The sequence below is a fragment of the Catenuloplanes niger genome (assembly GCF_031458255.1).
Classification (GTDB): Bacteria; Actinomycetota; Actinomycetes; order Mycobacteriales; family Micromonosporaceae; genus Catenuloplanes; species Catenuloplanes niger.
This window is the reverse complement of record NZ_JAVDYC010000001.1, coordinates 1,930,631-1,954,435: the sequence shown is the minus strand read 5'-3', so window position 1 is coordinate 1,954,435 and position 23,805 is coordinate 1,930,631. Positions and strand designations below refer to the sequence as shown.

Annotated in this window: 21 protein-coding genes; 19 read left to right on the top strand and 2 right to left on the bottom strand. The window is 72.4% G+C overall.

The features are described from left to right. Positions 1–55: 55 nt before the first annotated feature. From J2S44_RS08470 to J2S44_RS08460, 3 genes are all read left to right on the top strand, one after another. Positions 56–754, top strand: a complete 699-nt coding sequence (locus J2S44_RS08470) for a RibD family protein (RefSeq protein WP_310410477.1) — start codon at positions 56–58, stop codon at positions 752–754. Beyond that, a complete protein-coding gene (locus tag J2S44_RS08465) occupies positions 751–1,194 on the top strand; it encodes a deaminase (protein WP_310410475.1) in 444 nt (147 codons plus the stop codon). The genes J2S44_RS08470 and J2S44_RS08465 overlap by 4 nt, the downstream gene beginning before the upstream one ends. Positions 1,195–1,791: 597 nt before the next feature. After that, positions 1,792–3,072 carry an IS256 family transposase gene (locus J2S44_RS08460; protein WP_310410473.1) on the top strand — a complete coding sequence of 427 codons (1,281 nt, stop codon included), beginning with the start codon at positions 1,792–1,794 and terminating at the stop codon, positions 3,070–3,072. Between the two features lie 1,632 nt (positions 3,073–4,704). Here the strand turns inward: J2S44_RS08460 and J2S44_RS08455 are convergent. Then, positions 4,705–5,745 (bottom strand): TetR/AcrR family transcriptional regulator, encoded by a 1,041-nt coding sequence (locus tag J2S44_RS08455; RefSeq protein WP_310429528.1) that lies wholly within the window; start codon positions 5,743–5,745, stop codon positions 4,705–4,707. A gap of 375 nt (positions 5,746–6,120) precedes the next feature. After that, the gene (locus tag J2S44_RS08450) at positions 6,121–6,711 is read right to left on the bottom strand and encodes a TetR/AcrR family transcriptional regulator (protein ID WP_310410471.1); all 591 of its coding nucleotides are present in this window, start codon (positions 6,709–6,711) and stop codon (positions 6,121–6,123) included. 107 nt (positions 6,712–6,818) lie between these two features. Here J2S44_RS08450 and J2S44_RS08445 point away from each other — a divergent pair, with 107 nt between their 5' ends. The 16 genes from J2S44_RS08445 (at position 6,819) to J2S44_RS08370 (ending at position 23,804) form a co-directional block, all read left to right on the top strand. Beyond that, entirely contained in the window at positions 6,819–7,262 is a 444-nt protein-coding gene (locus tag J2S44_RS08445; RefSeq protein WP_310410469.1) for a MarR family winged helix-turn-helix transcriptional regulator, read from the top strand. A gap of 20 nt (positions 7,263–7,282) precedes the next feature. Continuing rightward, positions 7,283–8,881: an MDR family MFS transporter gene (locus J2S44_RS08440; RefSeq protein WP_374727964.1), complete on the top strand. Its 1,599-nt coding sequence runs from the start codon at positions 7,283–7,285 to the stop codon at positions 8,879–8,881. 141 nt (positions 8,882–9,022) lie between these two features. Further along, positions 9,023–9,367, top strand: coding sequence for a lycopene cyclase family protein (locus tag J2S44_RS08435; RefSeq protein ID WP_374727814.1), 345 nt, complete (start codon positions 9,023–9,025; stop codon positions 9,365–9,367). After that, a complete protein-coding gene (gene solA / locus J2S44_RS08430; RefSeq protein WP_310410467.1) occupies positions 9,349–10,494 on the top strand; it encodes an N-methyl-L-tryptophan oxidase in 1,146 nt (381 codons plus the stop codon). The genes J2S44_RS08435 and solA overlap by 19 nt, the downstream gene beginning before the upstream one ends. A 157-nt stretch (positions 10,495–10,651) precedes the next feature. Then, the gene (locus J2S44_RS08425; RefSeq protein ID WP_310410465.1) at positions 10,652–13,204 is read left to right on the top strand and encodes a sensor histidine kinase; all 2,553 of its coding nucleotides are present in this window, start codon (positions 10,652–10,654) and stop codon (positions 13,202–13,204) included. After that, entirely contained in the window at positions 13,201–13,626 is a 426-nt protein-coding gene (locus tag J2S44_RS08420) for a roadblock/LC7 domain-containing protein (protein ID WP_310410463.1), read from the top strand. The genes J2S44_RS08425 and J2S44_RS08420 overlap by 4 nt, the downstream gene beginning before the upstream one ends. Continuing rightward, positions 13,623–14,090 (top strand): DUF742 domain-containing protein, encoded by a 468-nt coding sequence (locus tag J2S44_RS08415; RefSeq protein WP_374727813.1) that lies wholly within the window; start codon positions 13,623–13,625, stop codon positions 14,088–14,090. Before J2S44_RS08420 ends, J2S44_RS08415 begins: the two co-directional genes overlap by 4 nt. Further along, positions 14,074–14,667, top strand: coding sequence for a GTP-binding protein (locus J2S44_RS08410; protein WP_310410461.1), 594 nt, complete (start codon positions 14,074–14,076; stop codon positions 14,665–14,667). Before J2S44_RS08415 ends, J2S44_RS08410 begins: the two co-directional genes overlap by 17 nt. Positions 14,668–14,815: 148 nt before the next feature. Continuing rightward, a complete protein-coding gene (locus J2S44_RS08405; RefSeq protein ID WP_310410460.1) occupies positions 14,816–15,385 on the top strand; it encodes a redoxin family protein in 570 nt (189 codons plus the stop codon). Between the two features lie 3 nt (positions 15,386–15,388). Next, complete coding sequence (locus J2S44_RS08400; RefSeq protein ID WP_310410459.1) at positions 15,389–16,219, top strand: cytochrome c biogenesis CcdA family protein; 831 nt, start codon at positions 15,389–15,391, stop codon at positions 16,217–16,219. A 60-nt stretch (positions 16,220–16,279) separates the two neighbouring features. Continuing rightward, positions 16,280–17,278, top strand: coding sequence for a terpene synthase family protein (locus J2S44_RS08395; protein WP_310410457.1), 999 nt, complete (start codon positions 16,280–16,282; stop codon positions 17,276–17,278). A gap of 272 nt (positions 17,279–17,550) precedes the next feature. Next, entirely contained in the window at positions 17,551–18,765 is a 1,215-nt protein-coding gene (locus J2S44_RS08390) for an EAL and HDOD domain-containing protein (RefSeq protein ID WP_310429523.1), read from the top strand. A gap of 687 nt (positions 18,766–19,452) precedes the next feature. Next, positions 19,453–20,070, top strand: a complete 618-nt coding sequence (locus J2S44_RS08385; RefSeq protein WP_310410455.1) for an ABC transporter ATP-binding protein — start codon at positions 19,453–19,455, stop codon at positions 20,068–20,070. Further along, positions 20,067–21,473 (top strand): DUF6297 family protein, encoded by a 1,407-nt coding sequence (locus J2S44_RS08380; RefSeq protein WP_310410453.1) that lies wholly within the window; start codon positions 20,067–20,069, stop codon positions 21,471–21,473. Before J2S44_RS08385 ends, J2S44_RS08380 begins: the two co-directional genes overlap by 4 nt. A gap of 118 nt (positions 21,474–21,591) precedes the next feature. Further along, the gene (locus J2S44_RS08375) at positions 21,592–23,151 is read left to right on the top strand and encodes an ATP-binding cassette domain-containing protein (RefSeq protein WP_310410451.1); all 1,560 of its coding nucleotides are present in this window, start codon (positions 21,592–21,594) and stop codon (positions 23,149–23,151) included. Beyond that, positions 23,148–23,804, top strand: a complete 657-nt coding sequence (locus J2S44_RS08370) for a hypothetical protein (RefSeq protein WP_310410449.1) — start codon at positions 23,148–23,150, stop codon at positions 23,802–23,804. The genes J2S44_RS08375 and J2S44_RS08370 overlap by 4 nt, the downstream gene beginning before the upstream one ends. Position 23,805: the final 1 nt, after the last annotated feature.

The following is a 23,805-nucleotide window of genomic DNA, read 5'->3' as shown; positions in this document are numbered from 1 at the left end:
GGCCGGGCCACTACGCTTGCGCTGTCGAGTTCGTCCGGCGCCGGGGGGTTGTGCCATGGGGTCGCAGCGTCCCTACACGTTGCTCAGCTGCGCGATGTCGGTCGACGGCTACATCGACGACGCGTCCGCCGAGCGCCTGGTCCTGTCGAACGACGCCGACCTGGACCGCGTCGACCTGATCCGCGCCACCTGCGATGCGATCCTGGTCGGTGCCAGCACGGTCCGCCGGGACAACCCGCGGCTCGTGGTCCGCTCCCGGATCCGCCGCGGCGACCGGGTCGCGCGCAGCCAGCCGCCGTCACCGGTCAAGGTCACGCTGACCCGCTCCGGCGTGCTCGACCCGGCCGCGCACTTCTTCACCGCGGGCGACGCGGCCAAGCTGGTCTACACGGCCTCGTCCGCCTTCGCGGCCCTGTCCGCGTCGCTGGACGGCCTGGCCACCGTGATCGACGCCGGGCCGGACGTCGCGCTCGACTGGGTGCTCGCCGACCTCTCCGCCCGCGGCGTCCACCGGCTGATGGTCGAGGGCGGCGCGGCCGTGCACGCCGAGTTCCTCACCGCCGGCCTCGTCGACGAGCTGCAACTCGTGGTCGCGCCGTTCCTGGTCGGCGACCCGGCCGCGCCCCGGTTCGCCGGCGGCGGCGCGCTGCCCTGGCCGTCCGACCGGCGGATGACCGTCGCCGAGGTCCGCAAGATCGACGACGTGGTGCTGCTGCGCTACCTGCTCACCGACCGCTTCGAGGTGCCGGTGTGACACCGGACCTGCTGTGGCTGCGCCGCGCGGTCGAGCTGTCCCGGCTGTGCCCGGTCTCCGAGACCGCGTTCGCGGTGGGCGCGATCGTGGTCGGCGCGGACGGCCGCGAGCTGGCCACCGGCTACTCGCGGGAGAGCGGCCCACGCGACCACGCGGAGGAGACCGCACTGCGCAAACTGCGCGGCACGGACCTGACCGGCGCGACGATCTACAGCTCGCTGGAGCCGTGCAGCCGCCGGGCATCCCACCCGCGCACCTGCGCCGAACTGATCCTGGAGGCCGGCATCCCCCGGGTCGTCTACGCACTGCGCGAACCCCCGGTCTTCGTCGAGGGCGACGGCGCCGCACTGCTGTCCGCCTGCGGCGTGCAGGTGGTGCAACTGGAGGACCTCGCCGACGAGGTGCGGCGGATAAACGCCCACGTCCTGACGCTGCACTAGCCGCACCCTCCACCGCCGGCCACGCCATTCAACGACGACGGCGATCGGACTCGGCGCTTTCCTTCTCGGGTCTGGAACCAGCCCCTCTGATGTCCGGAAGAAAGGTGCAGAGCACGCCACGGTCGGCGATCCCGCGCCGATTTCGTCATGACCTTATTTATTACGCGGGGCGCTGCGCCGGATATTGTTTCCGTGCCATAATAAGACCGCGTGGCCTGCAATGGCGAGATTCGATTCTCGGCGCCCGTCCGGGCCCGGCGCGGCAGTCAACACCCGCCCTGCCGGAAGGCCCGGTGCCCGCTGCTCCGCACCCGCCCTGCCGGAAGGCCCGGTGCCCGCTGCTCCGCCACCATTCCCGGTCACCACGACACCCGCCTGACAGCCGGCCCGAACGGCGACCGTCCCGAAGCGTCCGCGCAACCACGGAACACGGCCCGTCCCCTGCCCCGCCCCCAGCGCCTTCCGCCGCCGCCCCACAGCCACGTGATCACGCTTCGCCATCTGCGACGGGACTGTGCCACGAGGGGTGTTTCCGGCCCGACACGCCGGGCTGAAGTCCTGGCGGGATGGGCACCGTGAGTGATGACATCGAACGTTGTGAGTCCACGGAAGAAGATCGAGGGTGACGGGCGGCAGCTGTCGCCGGAGCAGGCCGCTGCGGCGGCGATGGTGGCCGAGGCGAAGGCGCGCGGGCTGGAACTGACCGGTCCGAACGGCCTGTTGAAGCTGTTCACCAAGAATGTCCTCGAGGCGGCGTTGAACGAGGAGATGACTGAACACCTCGGTCATGCGAAGAACCAGGCATCGCCGGAGCGTGAGTCGACGAATGTGCGCAATGGCAGCCGCGGCAAGACGGTGATCTCGGATGCGGCCGGTGAGGTGCGTATCGACGTGCCGCGAGATCGGGAAGGGACGTTCGAGCCGCAGATCGTGAAGAAGCGGCAGCGGCGCCTGACCGAGGTCGACGAGATCGTGTTGTCGTTGTATGCGAAGGGAATGACGACCGGGGAGATCTCCGCGCATTTTGCGGAGATCTACGGTGCGTCGGTGTCGAAAGAGACGATCTCGCGGATCACCGATAAAGTCGTGGCGGAGATGACGGAATGGTCGACCCGGCCACTCGATGCCGTTTACGTGGCCGTGTTCATCGACGCCATCGTCGTCAAGGTCCGTGACGGCCAGGTCGCCAACCGGCCGGTCTACGCGGCCATCGGGGTCACCGTGGACGGCCACAAAGACGTCCTGGGGTTGTGGTCCGGCTCCGGTGGCGAGGGCGCCAAGTTCTGGATGAGTGTCCTGGTGGATCTGAAGAACCGTGGCGTGCGGGATGTGTTCTTCGTCGTCTGCGACGGGCTGAAAGGGCTGCCGGACACCGTCGAGGCGGTGTGGCCGCAAGCGATCGTCCAGACCTGCATCATTCATCTGATCCGGAACACTTTTCGTCTGACCTCCCGGGCGGATGCCGACGCGATCAAACGCGACATCAAACCGATTTACACGGCGGTCAACGCCGACGCCGCGCTCGCCGCTCTGGACGACCTCGAGGAGAAATGGGGGAGTAAATACCGGGCGATGATCCGGTTGTGGCGTAACGCGTGGGATGAGTTCATCCCGTTCCTCGATTACGACGTCGAGATCAGGAAGGTGATCTGTTCGACGAACGCGATCGAATCATTGAACGCCCGCTACCGTCGTGCTGTTCGCGCACGCGGGCATTTCCCCAGCGAGCAGGCCGCGTTGAAATGCCTGTATCTTGTGACCCGCAGCCTGGACCCGACCGGGGCCGGCCGCGCACGATGGACGATCCGCTGGAAGCCCGTGCTGAACGCCTTCGCCATCACCTTCGGTGACCGCTGGCCGGCCGCCGAAACCTACTGACCGAAGAGCCGGAAACACCGATCTTGGTACGGACCCTCTGCGACGCCGTGGGTGAGTGATCAGGCGAAGGCGCCTGCGGTGTGGTGGCTGGCTGGTCAGGTGCGGGTGCTTGTGGTGTGGTGGCTGCCCGGTCAGGTGCGGGTGCTTGTGGTGTGGTGGCTGGCTGGTCAGGTGCGGGTGTGGTGGCTGCCCGGTCAGGTGCGGGTGCCTGTGGTGCGATGGCTGCCCGGTCAGGTGAAGGTGTCTGTGGTGAGGCGGGCCTGTCGTCAGGTAAGGGCACCTGCGGTGTGGCATCCGCGCGGTCGTGCGGAGATGCCTGTGGCGCCGCAGGGTCACGGTCACGCTCCGGCGATGCTCCACGGCGCACGCCGTCAACGGCCGCCACAGCCTCGGCATAAGAACAACCTCGCACCCGGCGCAGCCGATCAATATGCCCGCGGCGCTTCCCCCAATCGCGCTGCCGCTGATGTATCCGACGAAATTCATCCCCCGCAGCAGAATAATTCCGAGATTTGGTCCGATCCCGCATCACAGCCAATTCCGCCGAGGTGAAAAACTGCATCTGCCGCATAGAAGAATCCTCCCACAGGTCGTAGATCAATGCCGTCCCTCATGCGTTCCCTGGCCTACAGGATGTCGTTCATAATCTGCGACACAAGACCTTCCGTCTCGGGACGCCATCCATTGGCGAGTGCGTCCAAGCGCGTATAGAATATGACTCGGAGTCGTTGACACATTCCCTCAAATAACTGACAGAAGCGCCGCCAACATAGCCGTGATGGTTTTCATTCACGTGCGCCAGCACGGAACCGGCACCGCCGGGATGCACCGTCTGCCGTCGACCACCCTTGGGGTGCAGATCTTCGGCAGGGCCGCCACACCCGGCGAGTCCGCAGCCAAGGCAGGGTCGGCGCGCCAGCGCCGCCCCTGCCGACCACCGACCAGGCTGGCGGCCCTGCCGAAGATCTGCTCGGCTTCGCCTGGGCGACGGCAGACGGAGCATCCCGGCCCACAGACGCAACCCACACCCGCCACGAAAAAACAGCCGGCCCCACGGACACCAAACCGCCGGAACCCCCGCCATGCACCGGAGCCCGAGATCCGCCGGGGGCAGCCCTTAACGCAACCACAGTCCAATAGCCATCAATAGCCCGAAATATCGGGTGCAAAGCGCCCGATCGCCGCATTTACGCCAGCTTCCCGCAGTCCGCAGTTCGGAAGACCGGAAGACCGGAAGACCGGAAGACCGGAAGGTGGAAGTCCGCAGTCGCAGCCCACAAGGCCGGAAGGCCGCGAGGCGGCAAGCTCGCAAAGCCCGGCAAGGCAGCAAGGCACGCAAGGCGGCAAGGCACGCCGTAAGGCGCGTAAGGAGCGCAAGGCGGCAAGGCGGGCAAGGCGCGCAAGGTGGTAAGACCCCTGCGAGGTCGCGAGGCCCGCAGCCCGCAGCCCGCAGCCCGCAGCCCGCAGCCCGCAGCCCAAGGCCCGCGAGCCCGCAAGGCGGCAAGGCCTGAAGGCGGCAAGGCGGCAAGTCAGTCAGCCGGTTCCTCGTCAGCCGGCCAGCCGGTCACCGTCGAAGTGCCACCAGCCGCCCGATCATCACCGACTCGCTCGGCAACCCCGTTCGCCCATCTCTCAGCTCGAAGACGCCACGGCGTGGCAGGCGCCGTATCCCGCCGCGCGCGCCGTGACCCGGCCATCCGTGAGCCGTACCGCCGCCTCCGTGTCGTCGTCGGATGCCGGGAATCCCGCCGCCGACGCGACGGCCCCGGTCTCGTCGTGCACGACGTGCAGTGGCGGCAGTCCCGCCACCGGCACCGTGGCCCGCAGGCAGGCGGCCAGGTCGGCGACGCAGAGGCGGGCGAGTGGGCCGAGTTCGCCCGGGTCGCCGGTGACGAGTACGAGCGTGACCGGCCGGTCTCCCGCGGCGCGCAGGGCTTCCTCGACGGCGGCGAGGCGGTGCAGGCCCAGGATCGCGACGATGCCGTCCGTCTGCCACGGTGCCGGCGTGCCGCGGAGCGCGTCGATCGCGGCCGGGGCCGGCCATGGTTCGTCGGTGTGGACCGCCGGTGCGGTGAGCGGCAGGTGCGGGGGTGGCCAGCCGTCGCCGAGGTCGAGCCGGGCGAGGTGGGCGATCGAGGCGGTGATCGCGAACGGGTCGGTGAAGATCGGCGCCGCGGTGCTCAGCTGGGTTGCGCCGTAGAGCGTGGTGAGCGCGACCTCCGCGGTGCGCACCATGCGGTCGCGGGCGTCCTCCAGCGGTTCCAGCGTCATCCCGAGGGTGATCGCGGCCAGGTTGGTGAGCTGGGCGAACGGCTCGTGCAGTGACCTGGCGACGACGATCTCGGGCAGCAGTTCCGCGTCCAGCCGGGGCGCGTCGGTGCTCAGCGGGAGCCGCCCGGTCCAGGCGCGGGCGAACGCGGCGAGCGCGTCCGCGGCCGTGCCGGGCACGTCGGTGGCCTGCGGGAGCGTGGACGAGGTCGCGTCCTGCGCGAGCACCGTGAAGTAGAGCGCGCGCTTGCTGGGGAAGTTGGAGTAGACCGCGCCGCGGGTCAGTTCGGCCCGCTCCGCGATGTCGTCGATCTTGGCCTCGCGGAATCCGCGGGCCAGGAACTCCGCGCGTGCGGCGGTGATCACCTTGCGGCGGTTGTGCTCCTGCATCTCCGCCCGGGTCATCCGCGCCACAGCGGCAGATCTTAGCGCCTGTACCGACGTGCGGGCCGGAGCGAGGCGCGCAAGCCCGCATGCCGGTGCTGCGCGTGCGACGCGCGACGTGCCGCCGGGCGGCACCCGGGCCACGCCGCGGCCCGGCCCTCCACGCCGCGGCCCGGCCGTCCGGCTCGCGGCCCGGCCGTCCGGCTCGCGGCCCGGCCGTCCACGCCGCGGCCCGGCCGTCCACGCCGCGGCCCGGCCGTCCACGCCGCGGCCCGGCCGTCCACGCCGCGGCCCGGCCGTCCACGCCGCGGCCCGGCCGTCCACGCCGCGGCCCGGCCGTCCACGCCGCGGCCCCGCCGCCCGGTCGCAGTCCGGTCGTCCGGGTCGACGCGGGGCCTAGTCGGGGAACGCGGGCCGGATGACCAGCAGTGCCGCGTCGATCAGGTCGGGTAGTGGTGTGGCGCCGTTCTCCTCGATCCACTGGGTGGTGGCGACGCGGACCGCGGCCATGCTGGTCGCGGCGAGCACGCGGGCCGGGAGGCCGGGTGCGGCGCCGCGCGCGGTGAACTCGGCGGCCAGCTCCTGTTCCGCCTCGGCGTAGATCGCGGCCTGCCGGCCGGCCAGCGTGGGTTGTTTGCGCAGCAGGCGCAGCTGGGCCGTGACGCCGGGGCTGCGGGAGCCGAACGTGTCGCGCAGCGTCACCATGGTCTCGCGGAGCGCGACCCAGGGTGCCTCGCCGGCCGGCCGGGCCCGGATCGTGTCCAGGAACGTGCCCATCCGGATCTGGTCGCCGTGGAGCAGGGCCTCCTCCTTGCCGGCGAAGTAGTTCGAGAACGTGCGACGGGAGACCTCGGCGGCGTCCGCGATCGCCTCGACCGTCACCCCGGCCAGGCCGTCGCGGAGCACCAGCCGCAGCGCCGCCTCGTGCAGTGCGAGCCGGGTGGCGGCCTTCTTGCGCTCCCGGAGTCCGAGCGCCTGCGAATTCATGGGCAGAAGGGTACGGCCCGTGTGATCCGTTTCCCAATGGGCAATCTTGCACAGTGGGCAAGTTCGGAGGATGCTTGCATGTGCCAACCACATGAGGGGCGTCCGAGATGGCTACCGAACTGATCCGCCGGCTGCAGGAACAGCAGCGGGTGCTGCGCCTGGCCAAGCAGGTCCGGCCCGCCGACGGCGTACCGCCGGGGCTGGTCGGTCTGCTCGCGGAACTGGACCGGCTCAGCGGCCAGGAGTGCCACGTGAAGGAACTCGCGGCGCACACCTACCTCGACCCGTCCACGGTCAGCCGCGCGGTCGCGCACCTGGTCACGCTCGGCCTCGTCGCGCGCACGCCGGACCCCGAGGACCGCCGCGCCAGCGTGCTGAGCGTGACGCCGAAGGGGCGCGCCGCCATCGCGGAGACGCAGGACTGGTACCGCACCGTCGCCGCGGCGGCGCTGGGCGGCTGGACCCCCGTGGAACTCGACGACTTCGCCCGCATGCTCGCCCGCTTCTCGCGGGACATGACCACGTACCTGTCCGAGGAGGACGCGCGATGAGCACCCAAGCACCCGGTGCGATGAGCACCCGAGACCCCGGTGCGCCGAGCACCCAGCCCGCGGCGCCGATGAGTCACCGCCAGATCCTGGAGGCGCTCAGCGGTCTGCTGCTGGCGCTCTTCGTGTCGATGCTGAGCGCGACGATCGTCTCCAACGCGCTGCCGCAGATCATCGGCTCGCTGAACGGCTCGCAGACGCAGTACACCTGGGTGGTCACGGCCACGCTGCTCACCTCCACGGTGACCACGCCGATCTGGGGCAAGCTCGCGGACCTGGTCAGCAAGAAGACGCTGATCCAGGTATCCATCGTGATCTTCCTGCTCGGCTCGTTCGTGAGCGGTTTCGCGCAGGACACGCCGCAGCTGATCGCGGCCCGCGCGTTCATGGGCATCGGCGTCGGCGGCCTGCAGGCGCTGGTCCAGGTGGCGATCGCCGCGATGATCCCGCCGCGTGAGCGCGGCCGGTACAACGGCTACCTCGGTGGCGTGATGGCGCTGGCCACGGTGGCCGGGCCGCTGATCGGCGGCGTGATCGTGGACACCGACTGGCTCGGCTGGCGCTGGTGCTTCTTCATCGGCATCCCGTTCGCGCTGATCTCGCTGTTCCTGCTGCAGGCGACGCTGAAGCTGCCGGTGGTCAAGCGGGACGACGTGAAGATCGACTACCTGGGCGCGTCGCTGATCGCGGCCGGGGTGAGCGTCATCCTGATCTGGATCTCGTTCGTCGACGACTCGTTCGCCTGGCTGTCCTGGCAGACCGGCGCGATGGTCGGCGGCGGCCTGCTGCTGCTCGCGGCCGCGGTCTGGGTCGAGTCGCGGGTGACGGAGCCGATCGTACCGCTGAACATCGTGCGGCAGCGGACGCCGGCGCTCTCCATCCTGGCCAGCCTCGCGGTCGGCATGGCGATGTTCGGCGGCGCGGTCTTCCTCGGCCAGTACTTCCAGATCGGCCGTGGCTACAGCCCGACCGAGGCCGGCCTGCTGACCATCCCGATGATGGCCGGCGTGCTGATCTCCTCGATCGTCGCGGGCCGGATGATCACGAAGAGCGGCAACGTCAAGCCCTACATCCTCACCGGTACGGTCGTGCTGGTCCTCGGCTTCCTGGCGCTCTCCACGATCGACCACGAGACGTCGCTCTACCTGGTCGGCGGCGCGATGCTGCTGGTCGGCGTGGGCGTCGGCCTCTCCATGCAGAACCTGATCCTGGCCGTGCAGAACGACGTGCCGCTGAAGGACATCGGCGCGGCCAGCGCCACGGTCACGTTCTTCCGCTCGCTCGGCGGCACGATCGGCGTCTCCGTGCTCGGCGCGGTGCTGGCCCGCCGGGTCAACGACTCGATCACCCGGGACCTGACCGCGGCCGGCATCCCGGCCGGTGGCGGCGACTCCGGCACCAGCGCGCTGAACCTGGCCGCGCTGCCCGAGGCGGTGCAGGACATCGTGCGCGCCGCGTACGGCGACGCGACCGGTCACATCTTCCTGATCTCGGCCGCGATCGGCGTGATCGGCATCCTGGCCGCGATCTTCCTCAGGCCGACCAAGCTCCGCTCCAGCCTGGATCTGGGCGAGAAGCTCGAGGTCCCGGCGAGCGCCCCGGTCGTCGAGGCCGGCCGCTGATCCTCGTCCGCCACGGCCCCGCGACCACTCCGGTCGCGGGGCCGCCGCGTTTCCGGGCGGTAACGGTCGCCGATCCGGGTTGACGTCCCCGGCCGTACGCCCCGAAGCTGTGGCGACACCCGTGACGAATCGAGGTGTTCCGTGGCCGGTGCCGCCGACTCCGACATCCACGACGTCGTCATCGTGGGCGGCGGCACGGCCGGTCCGGTGCTCGCCGGCCGGCTCAGCGAGGACCCGGACGTGCGGGTGTGCCTGGTCGAGGGCGGCCCGAGCGACGTCGGTGACGAGCGCGTCCTCCGCCCGCGGAACCGGCTCGGCCTGCTGGAGTCGGAGTTCGACTACGACTACGGCACGGTTCCGCAGCCGCGCGGCAACTCGCACATCCGGTACGCCGCGGGAAGGTGCTCGGCGGGCGCTCCTTCGCTCGACGCCCGGGGGTCCGGGACCGAATGGATGGGAGGACACGCATGCCGGCCTACGACGTGATCGTGCTGGGTCTGGGGGGAATGGGGAGTTCCGCGGCGTATCACCTGGCCGCGCGCGGGCAGCGGGTGCTCGGGCTGGAGCGGTTCGGCCCGGCGCACGACCAGGGGTCCAGCCACGGCGGCTCCCGGATCACCCGGCAGTCGTACTTCGAGGACCCGGCGTACGTACCGCTGCTGCTCAGGGCCTATGACCTGTGGGACCGGCTGGCGGTGGACTCCGGCGCGGACGTGATGACGCTGTGCGGCGGCCTGATGATCGGCCCGGCGGACAGCCGGACCGTGGCCGGGTCCCGGCGGAGCGCGGAACGGTGGGGTCTGCCGCACGAGATGCTGGACGCGGCCGAGCTGCGCCGCCGGTTCCCGACGACGGACCCCGGACCGGACGACGTGGCGCTGTTCGAGGCCAAGGCCGGGCTGGTCCGCCCGGAGGTCACCGTCGCCGCGCACCTGGACCTGGCCGCGCGGGCCGGCGCGGAGCTGCGGTTCGGCGAGCCCGCCACCCGGTGGGAGGCGAGCGCGGCCGGCGTGCGGGTGACCACGGACACCGGCAGCTACACGGCCGGGCACCTGGTGGTCGCGCCGGGCGCGTGGGCGCCGCGCATGCTGGCCGGCCTGGGCGTACCGCTGGTGGTGGAGCGGCAGGTGCAGTACTGGTTCGCACCACGGGCGCCGATCGCGGACTTCGCGCCGGACCGGCACCCGATCTGGATCTGGGAGGACGCGGACGGCACCCAGATCTACGGCTTCCCGGCGCTGGACGGGCCGGACGGCGGCGTGAAGGTCGCGTTCTTCCGCCGGGGCGTGGTGTGCACGCCGGAGACGATCGACCGGGACGTGCACCCGGCGGAGATCGACGCGGTCGGCGCGCATCTCGGCCGGGTGCTGCCGGGCGCGTCCGGGCGTTTCCTGCGCGCCCGGACCTGTATGTACACGAACACGCCGGACGAGCACTTCGTGATCGCCGCGCACCCGGAGCACCCGACCGTCACGGTCGCGTGCGGGTTCTCCGGCCACGGCTTCAAGTTCGTGCCGGTCGTCGGCGAGATCCTGGCCGACCTGGCGACCACCGGCCGGACGGTGCACCCGATCGCCCTCTTCGCCCCGGATCGAACTTTCGGCGGTCGCTGAGCGCGCCAATCGGTGGTTTGCGTTCCCGGGGAGCTAATCGCCTAAGAGATGCGCGATTCCGGTCGAACTGCAACCCAGGCCACCTAGACCGCCACAGCTGATGCGGCCCGGTCTTGTACCGGGAGGGGCCGATATTCGCATCTGCTATTGGAGGTCGGTGTTGAGTTCAGCCGTGCACCGCAGCAAGACGCGGCTGAGCGGGATCTTCAGGCCTGGTCGCGGATCGGGCGTCACCACGTCGGGGCAGAAGAAGCCTCGGCAGGGCCGCCCGATCCGCCAGCGCCTGGCCGCACTACTGGCGGTCCCGCTCGCCGCTGTACTTGCTCTTCTGAGCCTTGTCGTCCTGGTCCTGGTCGTGGCGTTCAACAACGCCCGGGCCACCACCCACGACATCACGCTGGCGCTCAGCGTGCAACGTCTGGTGCAGGCATTGCAGGACGAGCGTGGCGCCACCGCCGGTCTGCTCACCGGCAACGAGGTGGTCGCCGCCCGGCTGGGCACGGCCCGTGAGGCCGTCGACCAGCAGCGCCAGGCCGTCTCCCGCCTGATCACCGAGGACAACGACGCGGGCAACCAGCTCGACGAGCGGACCCAGTCCACGCTCGCCTCGCTGGACGCCCTGGAGAACTTCCGTGGCCAGGTCGACGGGAAGTCCGTCAGCCTGAACAGCACGGTCGTGTTCTTCACGGACCGGATCACCGCGTTCAACACCATCGACTTCGAGCTGGACCTGCTCGACGACACGGGTCTGCGCCGCATGGTGACCGTGCTGGAGTCGCTGAGCGCGGTCAAGGAGGGCGCCGCCCTCGAGAGCGTCCGCCTGAACGAGGTGTTCCTGCGCGGTTCGTTCGAGGTCGACGGCGTGAACCAGTACGTCTCCTACGCGGGCCTCATCGCGGAGCAGGACGCGGCGTTCACGCGCTTCGCCGGCGCCGCCACCCAGGGGCAGCGCGACGAGTTCGCCCGCGTGCTGGACACCGGCTCGGCCCGTACCGTGGAGCGCTTCCGGGAGATCGCGGACGAGTCCGCCGACGGCCGGGAGATCTTCGCGGACACCGGGCTCTACTCGAACGCGATGATCCAGTACCTGAACGGCGTCACCGGTCTCCAGGAGGCCGTCGCCGGGCAGATCAAGGACCGCGCGTCCCAGCTGCAGACGGACGCGCTCAACGCGATCCTGATCCTGGTCGCCATCGTGGCCGCCTCCATCGCGGCCGCGGTCGTGCTGCTCTTCTACGCGTCCCGGTCGATCACCCGGCCGCTGGCGGCGCTGTCCGCCGAGGCCGACCACATCGCCGAGGTCCGGCTGCCGCAGGCGGTGGCCCTCGCGCAGGAGCTGTCACCGGACGAGGAGCGGCCGAAGCTGGCACCGGTCCGGCTGGCCCGCGGCGCGTCCGCGGAGATGCGGGCCGTGGCCGACGCGTTCGACCACATCCAGGCCACCGCGTACGCGCTCGCCACCGAGCAGGCGCTGCTGCGGAAGTCGACCACCGAGTCGCTGGCCAACCTCGGCCGCCGCAACCAGAACCTGCTTCGCCGCCAGCTGGGCTTCATCACCACGCTGGAGCGGGAGGAGACGGACCCGTCCGCGCTCGCCAACCTGTTCGAGCTGGACCACCTGGCCACCCGTATGCGACGGAACGCGGAGAGCCTCCTGGTGCTCGTGGGCTCGTCGAGCCCGCGGCAGTGGTCGGCCCCGCTGCCGATCGCGGACGTGATCCGGGCCGCGGTCTCCGAGGTCGAGGAGTACCGGCGGGTGTCGTTCCGCCGGATCGACGAGGCCAACATCACCGGTGCCGTGGTCAGCGGCGTGGCGCACCTGCTCGCCGAGCTGATCGAGAACGGCCTGACGTTCTCCCCGCCGGACTCGGACGTGGAGATCCAGGGCCGCCGCGTCGGCGACCAGTACCTGATCGCGATCGTCGACCAGGGCGTCGGCATGAACGACACGGAGATCGAGGCCGCGAACGCGCGTCTCCGCGGTGAGGGCGACTTCATCACGGCGCCGGCCCGCTACCTCGGCCACTACGTGGTCGGTCAGCTGGCCCGGGACATGGGTGCGGAGGTGAAGCTGGCGTCCTCGCCGGTCACCGGCGTCACCGCCCGCGTGCTGCTGCCCGCGTCGGTGATGGCGACCTCGGCCGCGCCGGCCGTGGTCCGGGACGGGGAGATCGTGGACGAGCGCCCGGCGATGCCGGTCATCCCGCCCACCCCGTTCACCCCGGTGATGGCGCCCGCGGCACCCCCGGCCCCACCGGCGCCGCCGGCCCAGGAGGTCAGTCGGCCGCTGGTCAGCTCCGGTGCGCCGACCCAGGTGCCGGAGGCGCCGTACCTGGCGATCGGCGGCCGGGTCAAGCCGAGCGTGGTCGAGTACCTGACGGTGCCGCCGTCGCCCGAGGTGGTGGCCGCGGAGGCCGCCGCGGAGGCGGTCGCGGAGCAGGCCTCGCCGCGTCCCCGGACGATCGAGACCGGGGAGGTCGAGCGCACCCGCAACGGGCTGCGCAAGCGGGCCCCGCGGACCAGCCGGCCCGAGGCCGAGGCCGCACCGGCACCGGCTCCGAGCGCGCCCGAGACCCGGGCCGCGGTGGTCGACTCCTCGCCGACCGAGGTGCGTAACCGTCTCACGGCGTTGCGGGCGGGCATGCAGCGCGCGCACACCGATGTTCGACCCAACCCGTACGGCACCGAAGACGGAGGCACCAGCGCATGAGCGTCGACACCCAGACCGACCGGCACCAGTTCAACTGGCTGCTCGGCAACTTCGTGCACCAGACCGACGGGGTGAAGGACGCCGTCGCGGTCTCCTCCGACGGGCTGCTCATCGCCGCCTCGGACGGGCTGAACCGCACCGAGGCCGATCACCTGGCGGCGATCGTCTCCAGCATGGCCAGCCTGGCCCGCAGTGCCTCGAAGAAGTACGAGTTCGAGGGCCTGAAGCTGATCATGATCGAGATGAAGCGGGGCTTCCTGCTGGTCTCCGTCATCACCGGCGGCAGCGTGCTCGGCGTGGTCGCCACCGGCGACAGCGACCTCGGCCTGATCGGGTACGAGATCTCCACGCTGACCGAGCGGTTCGGCCCGCTGCTCACGCCGGCGCTGATCGCGGAATCCCGACGTCACCTGGGCCTGTGAGCGACGACCCCGAGTCCGGACTGCGGATGCCGGATCCGCGGATGTTCCCGAAGTGGCAGCCGGAGGTGCGGCCGCAGCGGGACCGGACAGACGATCACGTCGGTGGGCACCGTGCCCCGAGCGGGTCCTCCTCCGAGGGGGAGGACCCGGTCGTCCGGCCGTTCCTGGTCACCGGCGGCCGGACCCGGCCACTGGCGGACAACATTCGCATCGAGACGCTCTTCTTCGCACAGCCGGCGGCGCTCTCCGCGCCGCTGCGCTTCGAAGCGGAGCGGATCGTGCAGCTCTGCCAGGCGCCGATGTCCCTCGCGGACCTCGCCGCCGCGCTGCGCACGCCACTCGGCGTGACGCGGGTGCTGGTCGGAGACCTGATAGCCGAGAAGTACCTACAGGTCTCCGAACAGACGAACGAGCTTTCCATCGAACTGATCGAGAGGATTCGGGATCGTGTACGCGCCCTCTAGCCGCCCAGCACCGATTTCGGTGAAAATCGTGGTGAGCGGTGGGTTCGGCGTCGGAAAGACCACTTTCGTGAGTGCGATTTCCGAGATCGAGCCTCTGGTCACCGAAGCCGAGATGACCGAACGGTCCATCGGCATCGACGACACGTCGCAGGTAGCCGCCAAGACCACCACCACGGTGGCACTGGACTTCGGCCGCATCACCCTCGACGAGTCCCTGGTCCTGTACCTGTTCGGCACGCCCGGACAGGACCGGTTCGCGTTCCTCTGGGACGACCTGGTCGACGGCGCGCTCGGCGCCGTGGTGCTGGTCGACACGCGCCGGATCGAGGACTGTTTCCCCGCGTTGGACTACTTCGAGGAACACAACATCCCGTTCCTGCTCGGGGTGAACGTGTTCGACTCGGTCAACCGGTTCGACCTCCAGGAGGTCCGGGAGGCGCTCGGCGTCGCGGACTACGTGCCGGTCGTCGAGTGCGACGCCCGGAACCGCGAGTCGGTCAAGAGCATCCTGGTGTCGCTGATCGAGCAGGTCCTCGCGGCCCGGCTCGGCCACGGCCGGGCGATGGCAACCCGCTAGAACGAAGTCCGTCCCGCAGGGGCCGGCGTGCGAAAGCGCGCCGGCCCCTGAACCGTTGCGCCGGTGCCTGCCGTACCTCATGGTCGAACGGGGTTTCGGACGACCATCTGGGGGCGGCATGCGGGCACGGCGGTTGACGGCGTCGGTCATGGGAGCGGCGCTGCTCGCGCTGAGCGCGTGCGTGTCACCACCGGAGTCCTGGGTCGAGGCCGCGCCGCCGGCCGCGTCGTCCGGGCCGCCCGCCGCGTCGTCCGGGGCGCCGGCGACCGCCTCGTCCCCGCCGGCACCCCGCCCCGAGCCCACCGGTCCGGTTCCCGAGCTGCTCACGTTCACCGGCACCACGCTGGACGGCAAGACCTTCGACGGTACGTCGCTGGCGCACCGGCCGGCCGTGCTGTGGTTCTGGGCGCCGTGGTGCGCGACCTGTGCCAGCCAGGGCTGGACCGTCGCGAAGGAGGCGCCGCGCTACGCGGACCGGGTGCCGATCGTCGGCGTCGCCGGGCTCAGCACGGACACCGCGGCGATGAACAAGTTCGTCGCCGACTACGGGATCGGTGGCGTGCCGCAGATCAACGACGGTGCCGGCGAGCTGTGGACCCGGTTCGAGGTCACCCGGCAGTCCTACTACGTGATGCTCGACGCGAGCGGCACGGTCGTGCACAAGGGCTGGCTCGACGACCAGGACCTGGTCGCCTGGCTCGACCGGCTGGCGGCCTGACCCGTGCTGCTCTACGCGCTCACCGCGGGCATGCTGGCCGCGCTCAACCCGTGCGGCTTCGCGATGCTGCCCGCGTACCTGTCCGTGCTGGTCGCCGGGGACACGCCCGGCGGGCGCTGGGGCGCGGTGGGCCGCGCGCTCACCTCCGCGCTCGCGATGACCGCCGGCTTCGTGGCCGTCTTCGGCACGCTCGGCTTCGCGCTCGCGCCCGCGATGAGCTGGCTGCAGCCCCGGCTGCCGTGGCTCACGCTCGCGTCCGGGATCGTGCTGGCCGTGCTCGGCGTGCTGCTCGCGGCCGGCCGCCGGCTCCCCGCGCTGCCGCTGGTCCGCCGCGCGCCCGCGCTCACCCGGTCGGTGCCGTCCATGGCGCTGTTCGGGGTCGCGTACGCGCTCGCGTCCGTCAGCTGCACGATCGCGCCGTTCCTGGCGATCGTCGGCGCGTCGGCGAGCGGCGACCCGGTCACGCTGTTCGGCGCGTACGCGGCCGGGATGGGCCTGGTGGTCGGCGTGACCGCGCTCTCGGTCGCGCTGGTCCGCACGTCGCTGCTGTCCCGGGTGCGCCGGGTGAGCGTGCTCGCGCCGCGGGCCGGCGGCGTGCTGCTCGCGGCCGCCGGGCTCTACGTCACCTACTACGGCTGGTACGAACTGCGCGTGCTGCACGACGCCCGGTGGGCCGGCGCGGACCCGGTGGTGGAGGCCGCGCTCGGCGTGCAGGAGACGCTGGCGACCGGCGTGGAGCGCTTCGGTGTGGTTCCGCTCACAGTGCTCTTCGGCGTGCTGCTGGTGCTCCTGCTGGTGGTGGGGCTGTTCCGCCGGACCCGGGTGGACGCTTAGCCAGGTGAACTCGGCGCCCCTGTGGTAGGACGAAGGAAATCGATATTTCCGGGAGTTCCCGTGCCACAGGGCGTCGCCTTCGACATTCCGTACCCGGCGGCCGTGGTCGCGGCCGCGGAGATCGACAAGGCCGCCGACGCCACCCTCGACTGGGCGCGCGACCTCGGCCTGGTCCGTGACGCCGCGGCCGCGGACCGGATCACCGGCTGGCGGCTGACCGAGCTCGCCGCCCGCTTCCATCCGGCCGCGCGCGGCGACGACCTGCTGCTCGCGGCGAACCTGCAGTGCTTCCTGTTCCTCTTCGACGACCAGTTCGACGCCGCGCCCGGCGGCCCGCGCGCGGCCGCGGTCGCCGCCGCCCGGGAACTGCTGGCGCTGCTGCACGAACCGCCCGGCACCCGCCCGCGCCACGACGTGCCGGCCACCCGGGCCTGGGCGGACGTGTGGGCGCGCAGCTGCGCCGGGATGACCGCGGCGTGGCGGTCGCGGGCCGCGCAGGACTGGGCCGGATATCTGGCCGGCGTGCTGGTCGAGGCGCAGCCGCCGGTGCTCGCGCCGCCCACCACGGTCGCGGAGCACCTGAGCCTGCGGCGGCCGACCGTCGGCGCCTACCCGGTGCTCGACCTGGCCGAGCGGGTGCAGGGCTGCGAACTGCCGGACGTCGCGTTCCACACGCCGCTGCTGCACCGGCTGCGCACCATCACCGCGGACGTGGCCGGGCTCTGCAACGACGTGGCCTCGGTGGAGAAGGAGGAGCGCCGCGGCACCCGGCGCAACGCGGTGCTGGTGCTGGAGGACTCGGCCGGCCTGCCGCGCGCGGCGGCGGTCGCGGAGACGGTGGCGCTGGTGCACGCGCTGATCGCGGAGCTGGACGGCCTGGAACACCTGATCCCGGACGCGGCCGCCGCGATCGGGCTGCACGCGGCCGAGCGCGCCACGGTCGACCGTTACGTCCGGCTGGCGCTGCACACGCTGATCCGCGGCAACTACGACTGGCAGCGTCACACGGCCCGCTACCACCCGGCCGCCCCGCCGGCGGTGCCCGACGGACTCGGCTGAGCCGGGCGCCACCCGTCCCACCACCGGGGCCGGCGAACGCGCGGGGCACCCCGGCCGCGACCACGATCCGGGCCACCGCGGCCCGGCGGGCCGCTCCCGGCTCGTGGTGACCGGCGACGCGACGTGCAGGGAGGCCGCCCGCGGCCGACCGGTGCCCGCGGGAGCATGCGGAACCCGGCCACGCCGGAAGCGGGAACATCGGTAGTAACGGTCCTCACTCCGAAATCCCTCAGGAGCGACCGGGCCGCACCGATCGTCGGCGCGTGAACCCTATGCCGTCGATCACCCAGCGCGTGCACGTCGGCCGTCAGCCGATCTTCGATTCGCGCGGCACGGTCGTGGCGTACGAGCTGCTGTTCCGAGGCAGCATGGAGGCGGTGCACGCGGCCGCGCGCGACGCCTACGCCACCAGTCAGGTGATCCTCAACGTGTTCACCGAGTTCGGCATCGCGGAGGTGGCCGGCGACCGGCTCTGCTTCATCAACCTGACCCGCGAGTTCATCATCGGCAAGGTGCCGCTGCCGTTCGGGCCGGAGAACGTGGTCCTGGAGATCCTGGAGACCGTCGATCCGGACGACGAGGTGGTGGCCGGCGTGGCCGCGCTGGTCGAGGCCGGCTACAAGATCGCGCTGGACGACTACGTGCACGGCTCCGGGCACGAGCGGCTGCTGCCGCTCGCCAGCTACCTGAAGCTCGACATGCTGGACAGCGACGTCGACCGGTTCGACGAGGTGGCGGCGGTCTGCCGGGAGTACCCGGGCATCCAGATCGTGGCGGAGCGCCTGGAGACCGCGGACCACATCGCGCTGGCCGACCGGTACGGATTCGAGCTGCGCCAGGGGTACGCGCTGAGCCGCCCGCGGGTGATGACCGCGACCAGCCTCTCCCCGTCCCGGCTGGTCCGGCTGCAACTGGTGCCCGCGATCGGCGCCGCCGACATGGACCGGGTGATCAGCACGATCGTCAGCGACCCGGCACTGGCGCTGCGCGTGCTGCGGGCCAGCAACTCCGCGGCCGCCGGCGCCGCGTACAAGGTCTCGTCGGTACGCCAGGCCGTGGTGCTGCTCGGCCTCACCCAGATCCGCCAGTGGGCGATGATCATGGCGCTCGGCGACGCGGTCGAGGCCACCGACGAGCAGCTCACCACCGCGCTGCTGCGCGCCCGCTTCTGCGAGAGCCTGGCCGAGGGCATGCACGCCTCGCCGGACGCCGCGTTCACCGCCGGTCTGATCAGCGGCGTCGCCGAGGTGCTCAGCCTCACCCCGGCCATGCTCGCCGACCGCCTCCCGCTCGCCGACGACGTGGCCGGCGCACTCATCGACGGCACCGGCGCGCTCGGTGACGTGCTGCGCACCGTCGACGCCTTCTCCCGCGGCGACCTGGAGTCGGTCGCCCCCGCCGCGCACGGCACCGACCTGGTCCGCGCCTATGTGGACGGCTGGCGCTGGTCCGCCCGCATGGTCGCGGCCACGAAGGTCCCCGCCTGAGGTCCGGCCCGTTCCCAGAATCAGGGGCAACACCCGGATTTCCCGCTTCCGGCGTGGTGCGGCCCGCATGCTCCCGCGGGCCAACCTCGCCGCCCGGCAAGACTCCGCCGGCGCTCCGCTTGCCGGGCGGCACCGGAGCCGGTGCCGCCCGGTGCCGGAGAGAACCACGCGACCATCGCGGCGCCACCGGATCCGCGACGCGGCACGAGATCCGCGCGGGTAGGCGCGGCCGTGGGCACCAACCGGATTCGCGGCGCGGCGCGGGGTGCGCGTGGGATGCGCGGCCTGCGGCGCCGAGGGATTCGCGGCGCGGCGCGAGGTGCGCGTGGGGATGTGCGGCCTGCGGCGCCGAGGGATTCGGGGCGCGGCGCGAGGTGCGCGTCGGGGTGCGGCCCGCGGCCGGTGGATTCGGCACGGTCGCGGACCGCGAGTTCGCCGGGATCGCCGCGCGGGTGGGAGGTGCGGCGCGACGTGCGGAGCCGTCAGTGGGACGGGGTCGGCTCGGCCACGGCGGGACCGGCAGGGAGGAGCGCCGGCGACGACCGGTGCCCGCGGGAGCATGCGGGCGGCACCACGCCGGGAGCGGGAAGATCGGTTCTTCGGGTTGGTCGTGGGCTTCGCCCGGTGTGCCGACATGGTGCGCGGATGCGTGCGGGCGTGGGTGTGCGGGCATGACAGGGTGGCGCCATGGAGGCGCTGGACGTGCGGGGGCTGCGGCGCAGCTTCGGGGATCTGCTGGTGCTCGACGACGTGAGCTTCACGGTCGCGGCCGGGCAGGCCGGGGTGGTGACCGGGCCGAACGGGTCGGGTAAGACGACGCTGCTGCGGTGCGTGGTGGGCGCGGAGCGGCCGGACGACGGCGAGGTGCGGTCCGCGGGGCGGCGGCTGGACGAGGCGGACCCGTGGACCCGCTCGATCATGGCGGCGGCGCTGGACGACATCGACTTCTTCGCGGACCTGTCCGTGGTGGAACACCTGGAGCTGCTCGCGGCCGCGCACGGCGGCGGCGGTGACCCGGTCGGCGAGGTGCTGACCGAGCTGGGCCTGGACCGGGCCCGCGACCAGCTGCCCGCCACGCTCTCCAGTGGACAGCGCCGGCGGCTCGCGCTGGCCTCGTGCTTCGTGCGGCCCCGGCGGCTGCTGATCCTGGACGAGCCGGAACAGCGGCTGGACGTGCGCGGCCGGGCCTGGCTGGCCGAGCGGCTGCTGCGGGAGAAGGCGGCCGGCGTGGCGGTGCTGCTGGCGTCGCACGACGAGGACCTGATCGCGGCGGTCGCGGACGTGCGGATCGAGATCGGGGCGTGACGGCGGTCGGCGTCCGGCAGGTCCGGTCGCGGCTGCGGCGGCTGCGCCGGCGGCACCACGGCACGTCGTTCGACGACTTCCTCACGGATCTCTACCTGCTGGCCCTGCTCGCCGCGCTGTACGGGTGGGCGTTCGTGGACATGAGCCGGGACTTCCTGGGGTCGGCGCTGGTCCGCGCCGGCGATCCGGCGGAGCAGCGGTGGCTGGTGGCCGCCGCGGTGCTGACCGCGGCCGGGTTCGGCTGGGCCGGGCTGCGCGTGCTCGGGCCGGTCTTCGTCGGGCCGGCGCTGCAGTCCTGGGTGGCGAGCGCGCCGATCGACCGGCGGAGACTGCTGCTGCCGCGCTTCGCCGGGTTGCTGACCGGCGCGTCCGCGGTGGTGGCGCTGCTCGGGTTCCTGTTCGGCGTGCTGTCCCGGATCGCGGCCGACGCACCCGCGCTGGAGGCCGGGATCGTGGACGCGACGCTGCTCGGCGCCGCGATCGGGTTGCTGGCCGGCGCCGCCGCGGTGGTGGCGCAGGGCGCGCGGCGGGCGCGGTGGGCGGTGGAACTGCCCGGCCGGGTGCTGATCGGCGCGGGCGCGCTGGTGGCCGGCACGGTGGTCGTCCTGCACTTCGGCCCGGGTACGCCGATGCCGCGCCCGGACGGGACCGTGCCGCTCGCCGTCCCCGCGCTGGTGTTCGTGGCCGCGGCGACGGCCGTGGTGTTCGCGGTCCGGGCGTTGCGCCGGCTGGACCGGGCCACCACCACGACCGGCGCGCAGTTCGCCAGCCGGGCCGCCGCGGCCGCGGTGATGCTGGACCCGACGCTGATCGCGGACCTGCTGGAGGCGCGCCGCTGGCGTGCGCTCGGCCGGGTGCGCAGCCGCCGGTTCCGGAGCGGTCCGCGCTGGTGGGCGCTGACCCAAGCAGAGCTGCGCCGGGCCGTCCGGCGGCGGGGTGCGCTGCTCGGCTGGGCCGCGCTGGTGCTGGTGCAGTACGCGGTCGCGCTCGCGGTGCCGGGCCTGGCCGGTCCGGCACAGGTGCTCACCGCGTTCCTGGCCGGTGACCGGCTGGCCGGCGGGCTGCGCGCGATCACCCGGTCGCCGGGCCTGCGCCGCGCGCTCGGCGGCGGTGACACCGGCCTGAAGCTGGCGCACCTGGCCGGGCCGGCGCTCGCCGCCGCGCTGTTCCTCCTGGTCACCGCGCCGGTCGCGGGCGGGCGACCGGCCTGGGCGGACGCGGTGCTGCTGCTCGGCGTGGGTGCCGCGGTCTACCGGTCCGGCACCCGGCCGGCGCTGGTCTACGACGGGCCGGTGGTGGAGACGCCGTTCGGGCTGATCCCGGTGGATCTGCTCCGGCAGCTCTGGCGTGGCTGGGACGTGGTGGCGCTGCTCATCGTGGTGGATCTGATCGCGACGAGATGATCACGTAGAGTGATCGCCTTCCCGTGGGTGACGGTGGGCCGGCGTACCCCCGCGAACGGCCTCCGGTTTGTATGCTGGGCCGGGGCGACGGGCGGATGCCTGCGAATATGGAGGTGTCATGGCTGGCCTCGTCGAGCTGCGCGGCGTCGGCAAGCGATACGACCGGTCACGCACCGTGCTGGACGACATCGACCTGGTGATCTACCCGGGCGAGGTCGTCGGCGTGGTCGGCGGCAACGGTTCCGGTAAGTCGACGCTGCTGCGCATCGTCGCCGGCCTCTCGCCGGTCTCGTCCGGCGCGGTGATCGCCCGGCCGCGGGTGGTCGGTTACGTGCCCGAGCGGTTTCCCACCCAGGCGCGTGTCTCGGCGCGCTCCTACCTGAAGCACATCGGCCGGATCCGCGGCCTGAACACTCGCGCCGCGGTGGCCCGGGCGGACGAGCTGCTCAGCCGCCTGGCGCTGGTCGGCGGCGCGAACGCGGAGCTGCGCCGGCTGTCCAAGGGCAACGCGCAGAAGGTCGCGGTCGCGCAGGCGCTGATGGTCCCGCCGCAGCTGCTGGTGCTGGACGAGCCGTGGTCCGGCCTGGACGCGGCCGCGCACGAGGTGCTGGCCGAGCTGATCGCGGAGACCGCGCGCGAGGGCGGCGCGGTGGTGTTCACCGACCACCGGGAGGCGGTCGTCTCGGCCAGCGCGTCGGTGATCTACCGGATCGCCGGCGGGCGGCTCTCCACGGCGCCGCCCGGCGAGACGCTCGCGTTCGTGGAGCTGGTCGACGCCGCGCTGGACGCGCCCGAGCCGGACTGGTGGCGGCTCCCCGGCGTGCTGGAGGCCCGCCGCGACGACGCGGTGGTGACGCTGGAGATCGTCGCGAAGTACGCGGACGAGCTGATCTTCCAGGCCCTCGGCAACGGCTGGTCGGTGCAGTCGGTGCGCCGCTCGGCGCCGGTGCCGGTGGTGGCGGGGGAGCGGACGCGCGCGAGCCGGACCGAGATCGACGAGGTCGACGCGTTCGGCGCGCCGGGTACGTCCGGCCCGGCGGACGCGCGGGACGTGGCGGACCCGCGGGACGTGGCGGACCCCCGGGACGTGGCGGACCCCCGGGACGTGGCGGACGCGCGGGACCTGGCCGACCGGTGGGACATGTCTGGCTCGCGGGACATGTCTGGCTCGCGGGACATGGCGGCCGGGCGAGACGTGGCTGACCCGCGGGAAGTGGCTGACCCGCGGGACCTGGCTGACCCGCGGGACGTGGCTGACCCGCGGGACTTCGCGGACCGGCGGGCCGTGGCAGACCGGCGGGACGACGCACGGGACGTGGCGGACGGGCGGGACGCGTCTGAGCCGGGCGCGGTGGACGGCTCGGGTGCTGCGGATGGCCGGTCCGGCCGGGACCGGGATGATGAGCGTGACAGTGACGGCGGGCGTGACGTCGACGCCCCGCGGGATCGCGGTGCCGGGCGGGACGATCACGGTGCCCGGCGGGACGATCACGGTGCCCGGCGGGACGATCACGGTGCCCGGCAGGACGCCGGTGGCCGGGCGGACGGTGACGGCGGGTCCGGTGGCGAGCCGCCGGTAGCCGGCCGGCCGGCGCCCGCGCCGCGGAAGCCGCAGCCCCGGCCGCGCCCCAAGCTCACGCTGGTGAAGGACACCGACGTCGCGGAGCAGGCCCGATGATCGCGCTGGCCCGCTACTCGCTCTCCATGCTGGTGCGCAGCCAGGCGTACATCGCGCCGATCCTGCTCTTCGGCGCCGCGATCATGGTGCTCACCACCGGCGACGCGGGGCCGCTGGCGGAGACGTACTCGGCCTGCGCGCTCGTGCTCTTTCTCTGCATGACCTGGCTGACCGTCGTGCTGATCAACACGGAGGACCGCACCCAGCGCGCGATGACCGCGACCGCGGCCGGCGGCGAGACCCGGGTGCTGGCCGGGAACGTGCTGGCCGCCACGTTCGTCGCGGTGCTGCTGATGCTGGTCGGCCTGATCTATCCGCTCTACGCCGGCCGGCACCCGATCACCGGCGCCGGCCTGGCGGTCGGCGTGCTCGCGCAGCTGACCGCCGCCTTCGCCGGCATCGCGGTCGGCCTGCTCTGTTCGCGGCTGCTGATCCGGCGCACCGGCGTGGCCGTGCTGGCCGCGGTCGGTGCGGTGGGCGCGATGGTGCTGCTGCGCGTGGTGCCGCCGGTCGCGCCGATGCTGGTGCTGCTCGGCAGCGAGGCCGCGCCGGAGACCATGCTGACGCCGCTCTCCGGCCTCGGCGCGGTCTCGGTGCTGATGGTCGCCGCGGCCGCCGCGACCGTCTACTACGTGGGCCGCCGCCAGGAGTGAG

Coding starts and splice junctions, on each gene's coding strand:
- J2S44_RS08385 (WP_310410455.1), top strand. CDS start 19,453: ATGGAGGCGCTGGACGTGCGGGGGCTGCGGCGCAGCTTCGGGGATCTG.
- J2S44_RS08440 (WP_374727964.1), top strand. CDS start 7,283: ATGAGCACCCGAGACCCCGGTGCGCCGAGCACCCAGCCCGCGGCGCCG.
- J2S44_RS08470 (WP_310410477.1), top strand. CDS start 56: ATGGGGTCGCAGCGTCCCTACACGTTGCTCAGCTGCGCGATGTCGGTC.
- J2S44_RS08370 (WP_310410449.1), top strand. CDS start 23,148: ATGATCGCGCTGGCCCGCTACTCGCTCTCCATGCTGGTGCGCAGCCAG.
- J2S44_RS08420 (WP_310410463.1), top strand. CDS start 13,201: ATGAGCGTCGACACCCAGACCGACCGGCACCAGTTCAACTGGCTGCTC.
- J2S44_RS08455 (WP_310429528.1), bottom strand. CDS start 5,745: ATGACCCGGGCGGAGATGCAGGAGCACAACCGCCGCAAGGTGATCACC.
- J2S44_RS08390 (WP_310429523.1), top strand. CDS start 17,551: ATGCCGTCGATCACCCAGCGCGTGCACGTCGGCCGTCAGCCGATCTTC.
- solA (WP_310410467.1), top strand. CDS start 9,349: ATGCCGGCCTACGACGTGATCGTGCTGGGTCTGGGGGGAATGGGGAGT.
- J2S44_RS08405 (WP_310410460.1), top strand. CDS start 14,816: ATGGGAGCGGCGCTGCTCGCGCTGAGCGCGTGCGTGTCACCACCGGAG.
- J2S44_RS08445 (WP_310410469.1), top strand. CDS start 6,819: ATGGCTACCGAACTGATCCGCCGGCTGCAGGAACAGCAGCGGGTGCTG.
- J2S44_RS08375 (WP_310410451.1), top strand. CDS start 21,592: ATGGCTGGCCTCGTCGAGCTGCGCGGCGTCGGCAAGCGATACGACCGG.
- J2S44_RS08450 (WP_310410471.1), bottom strand. CDS start 6,711: ATGAATTCGCAGGCGCTCGGACTCCGGGAGCGCAAGAAGGCCGCCACC.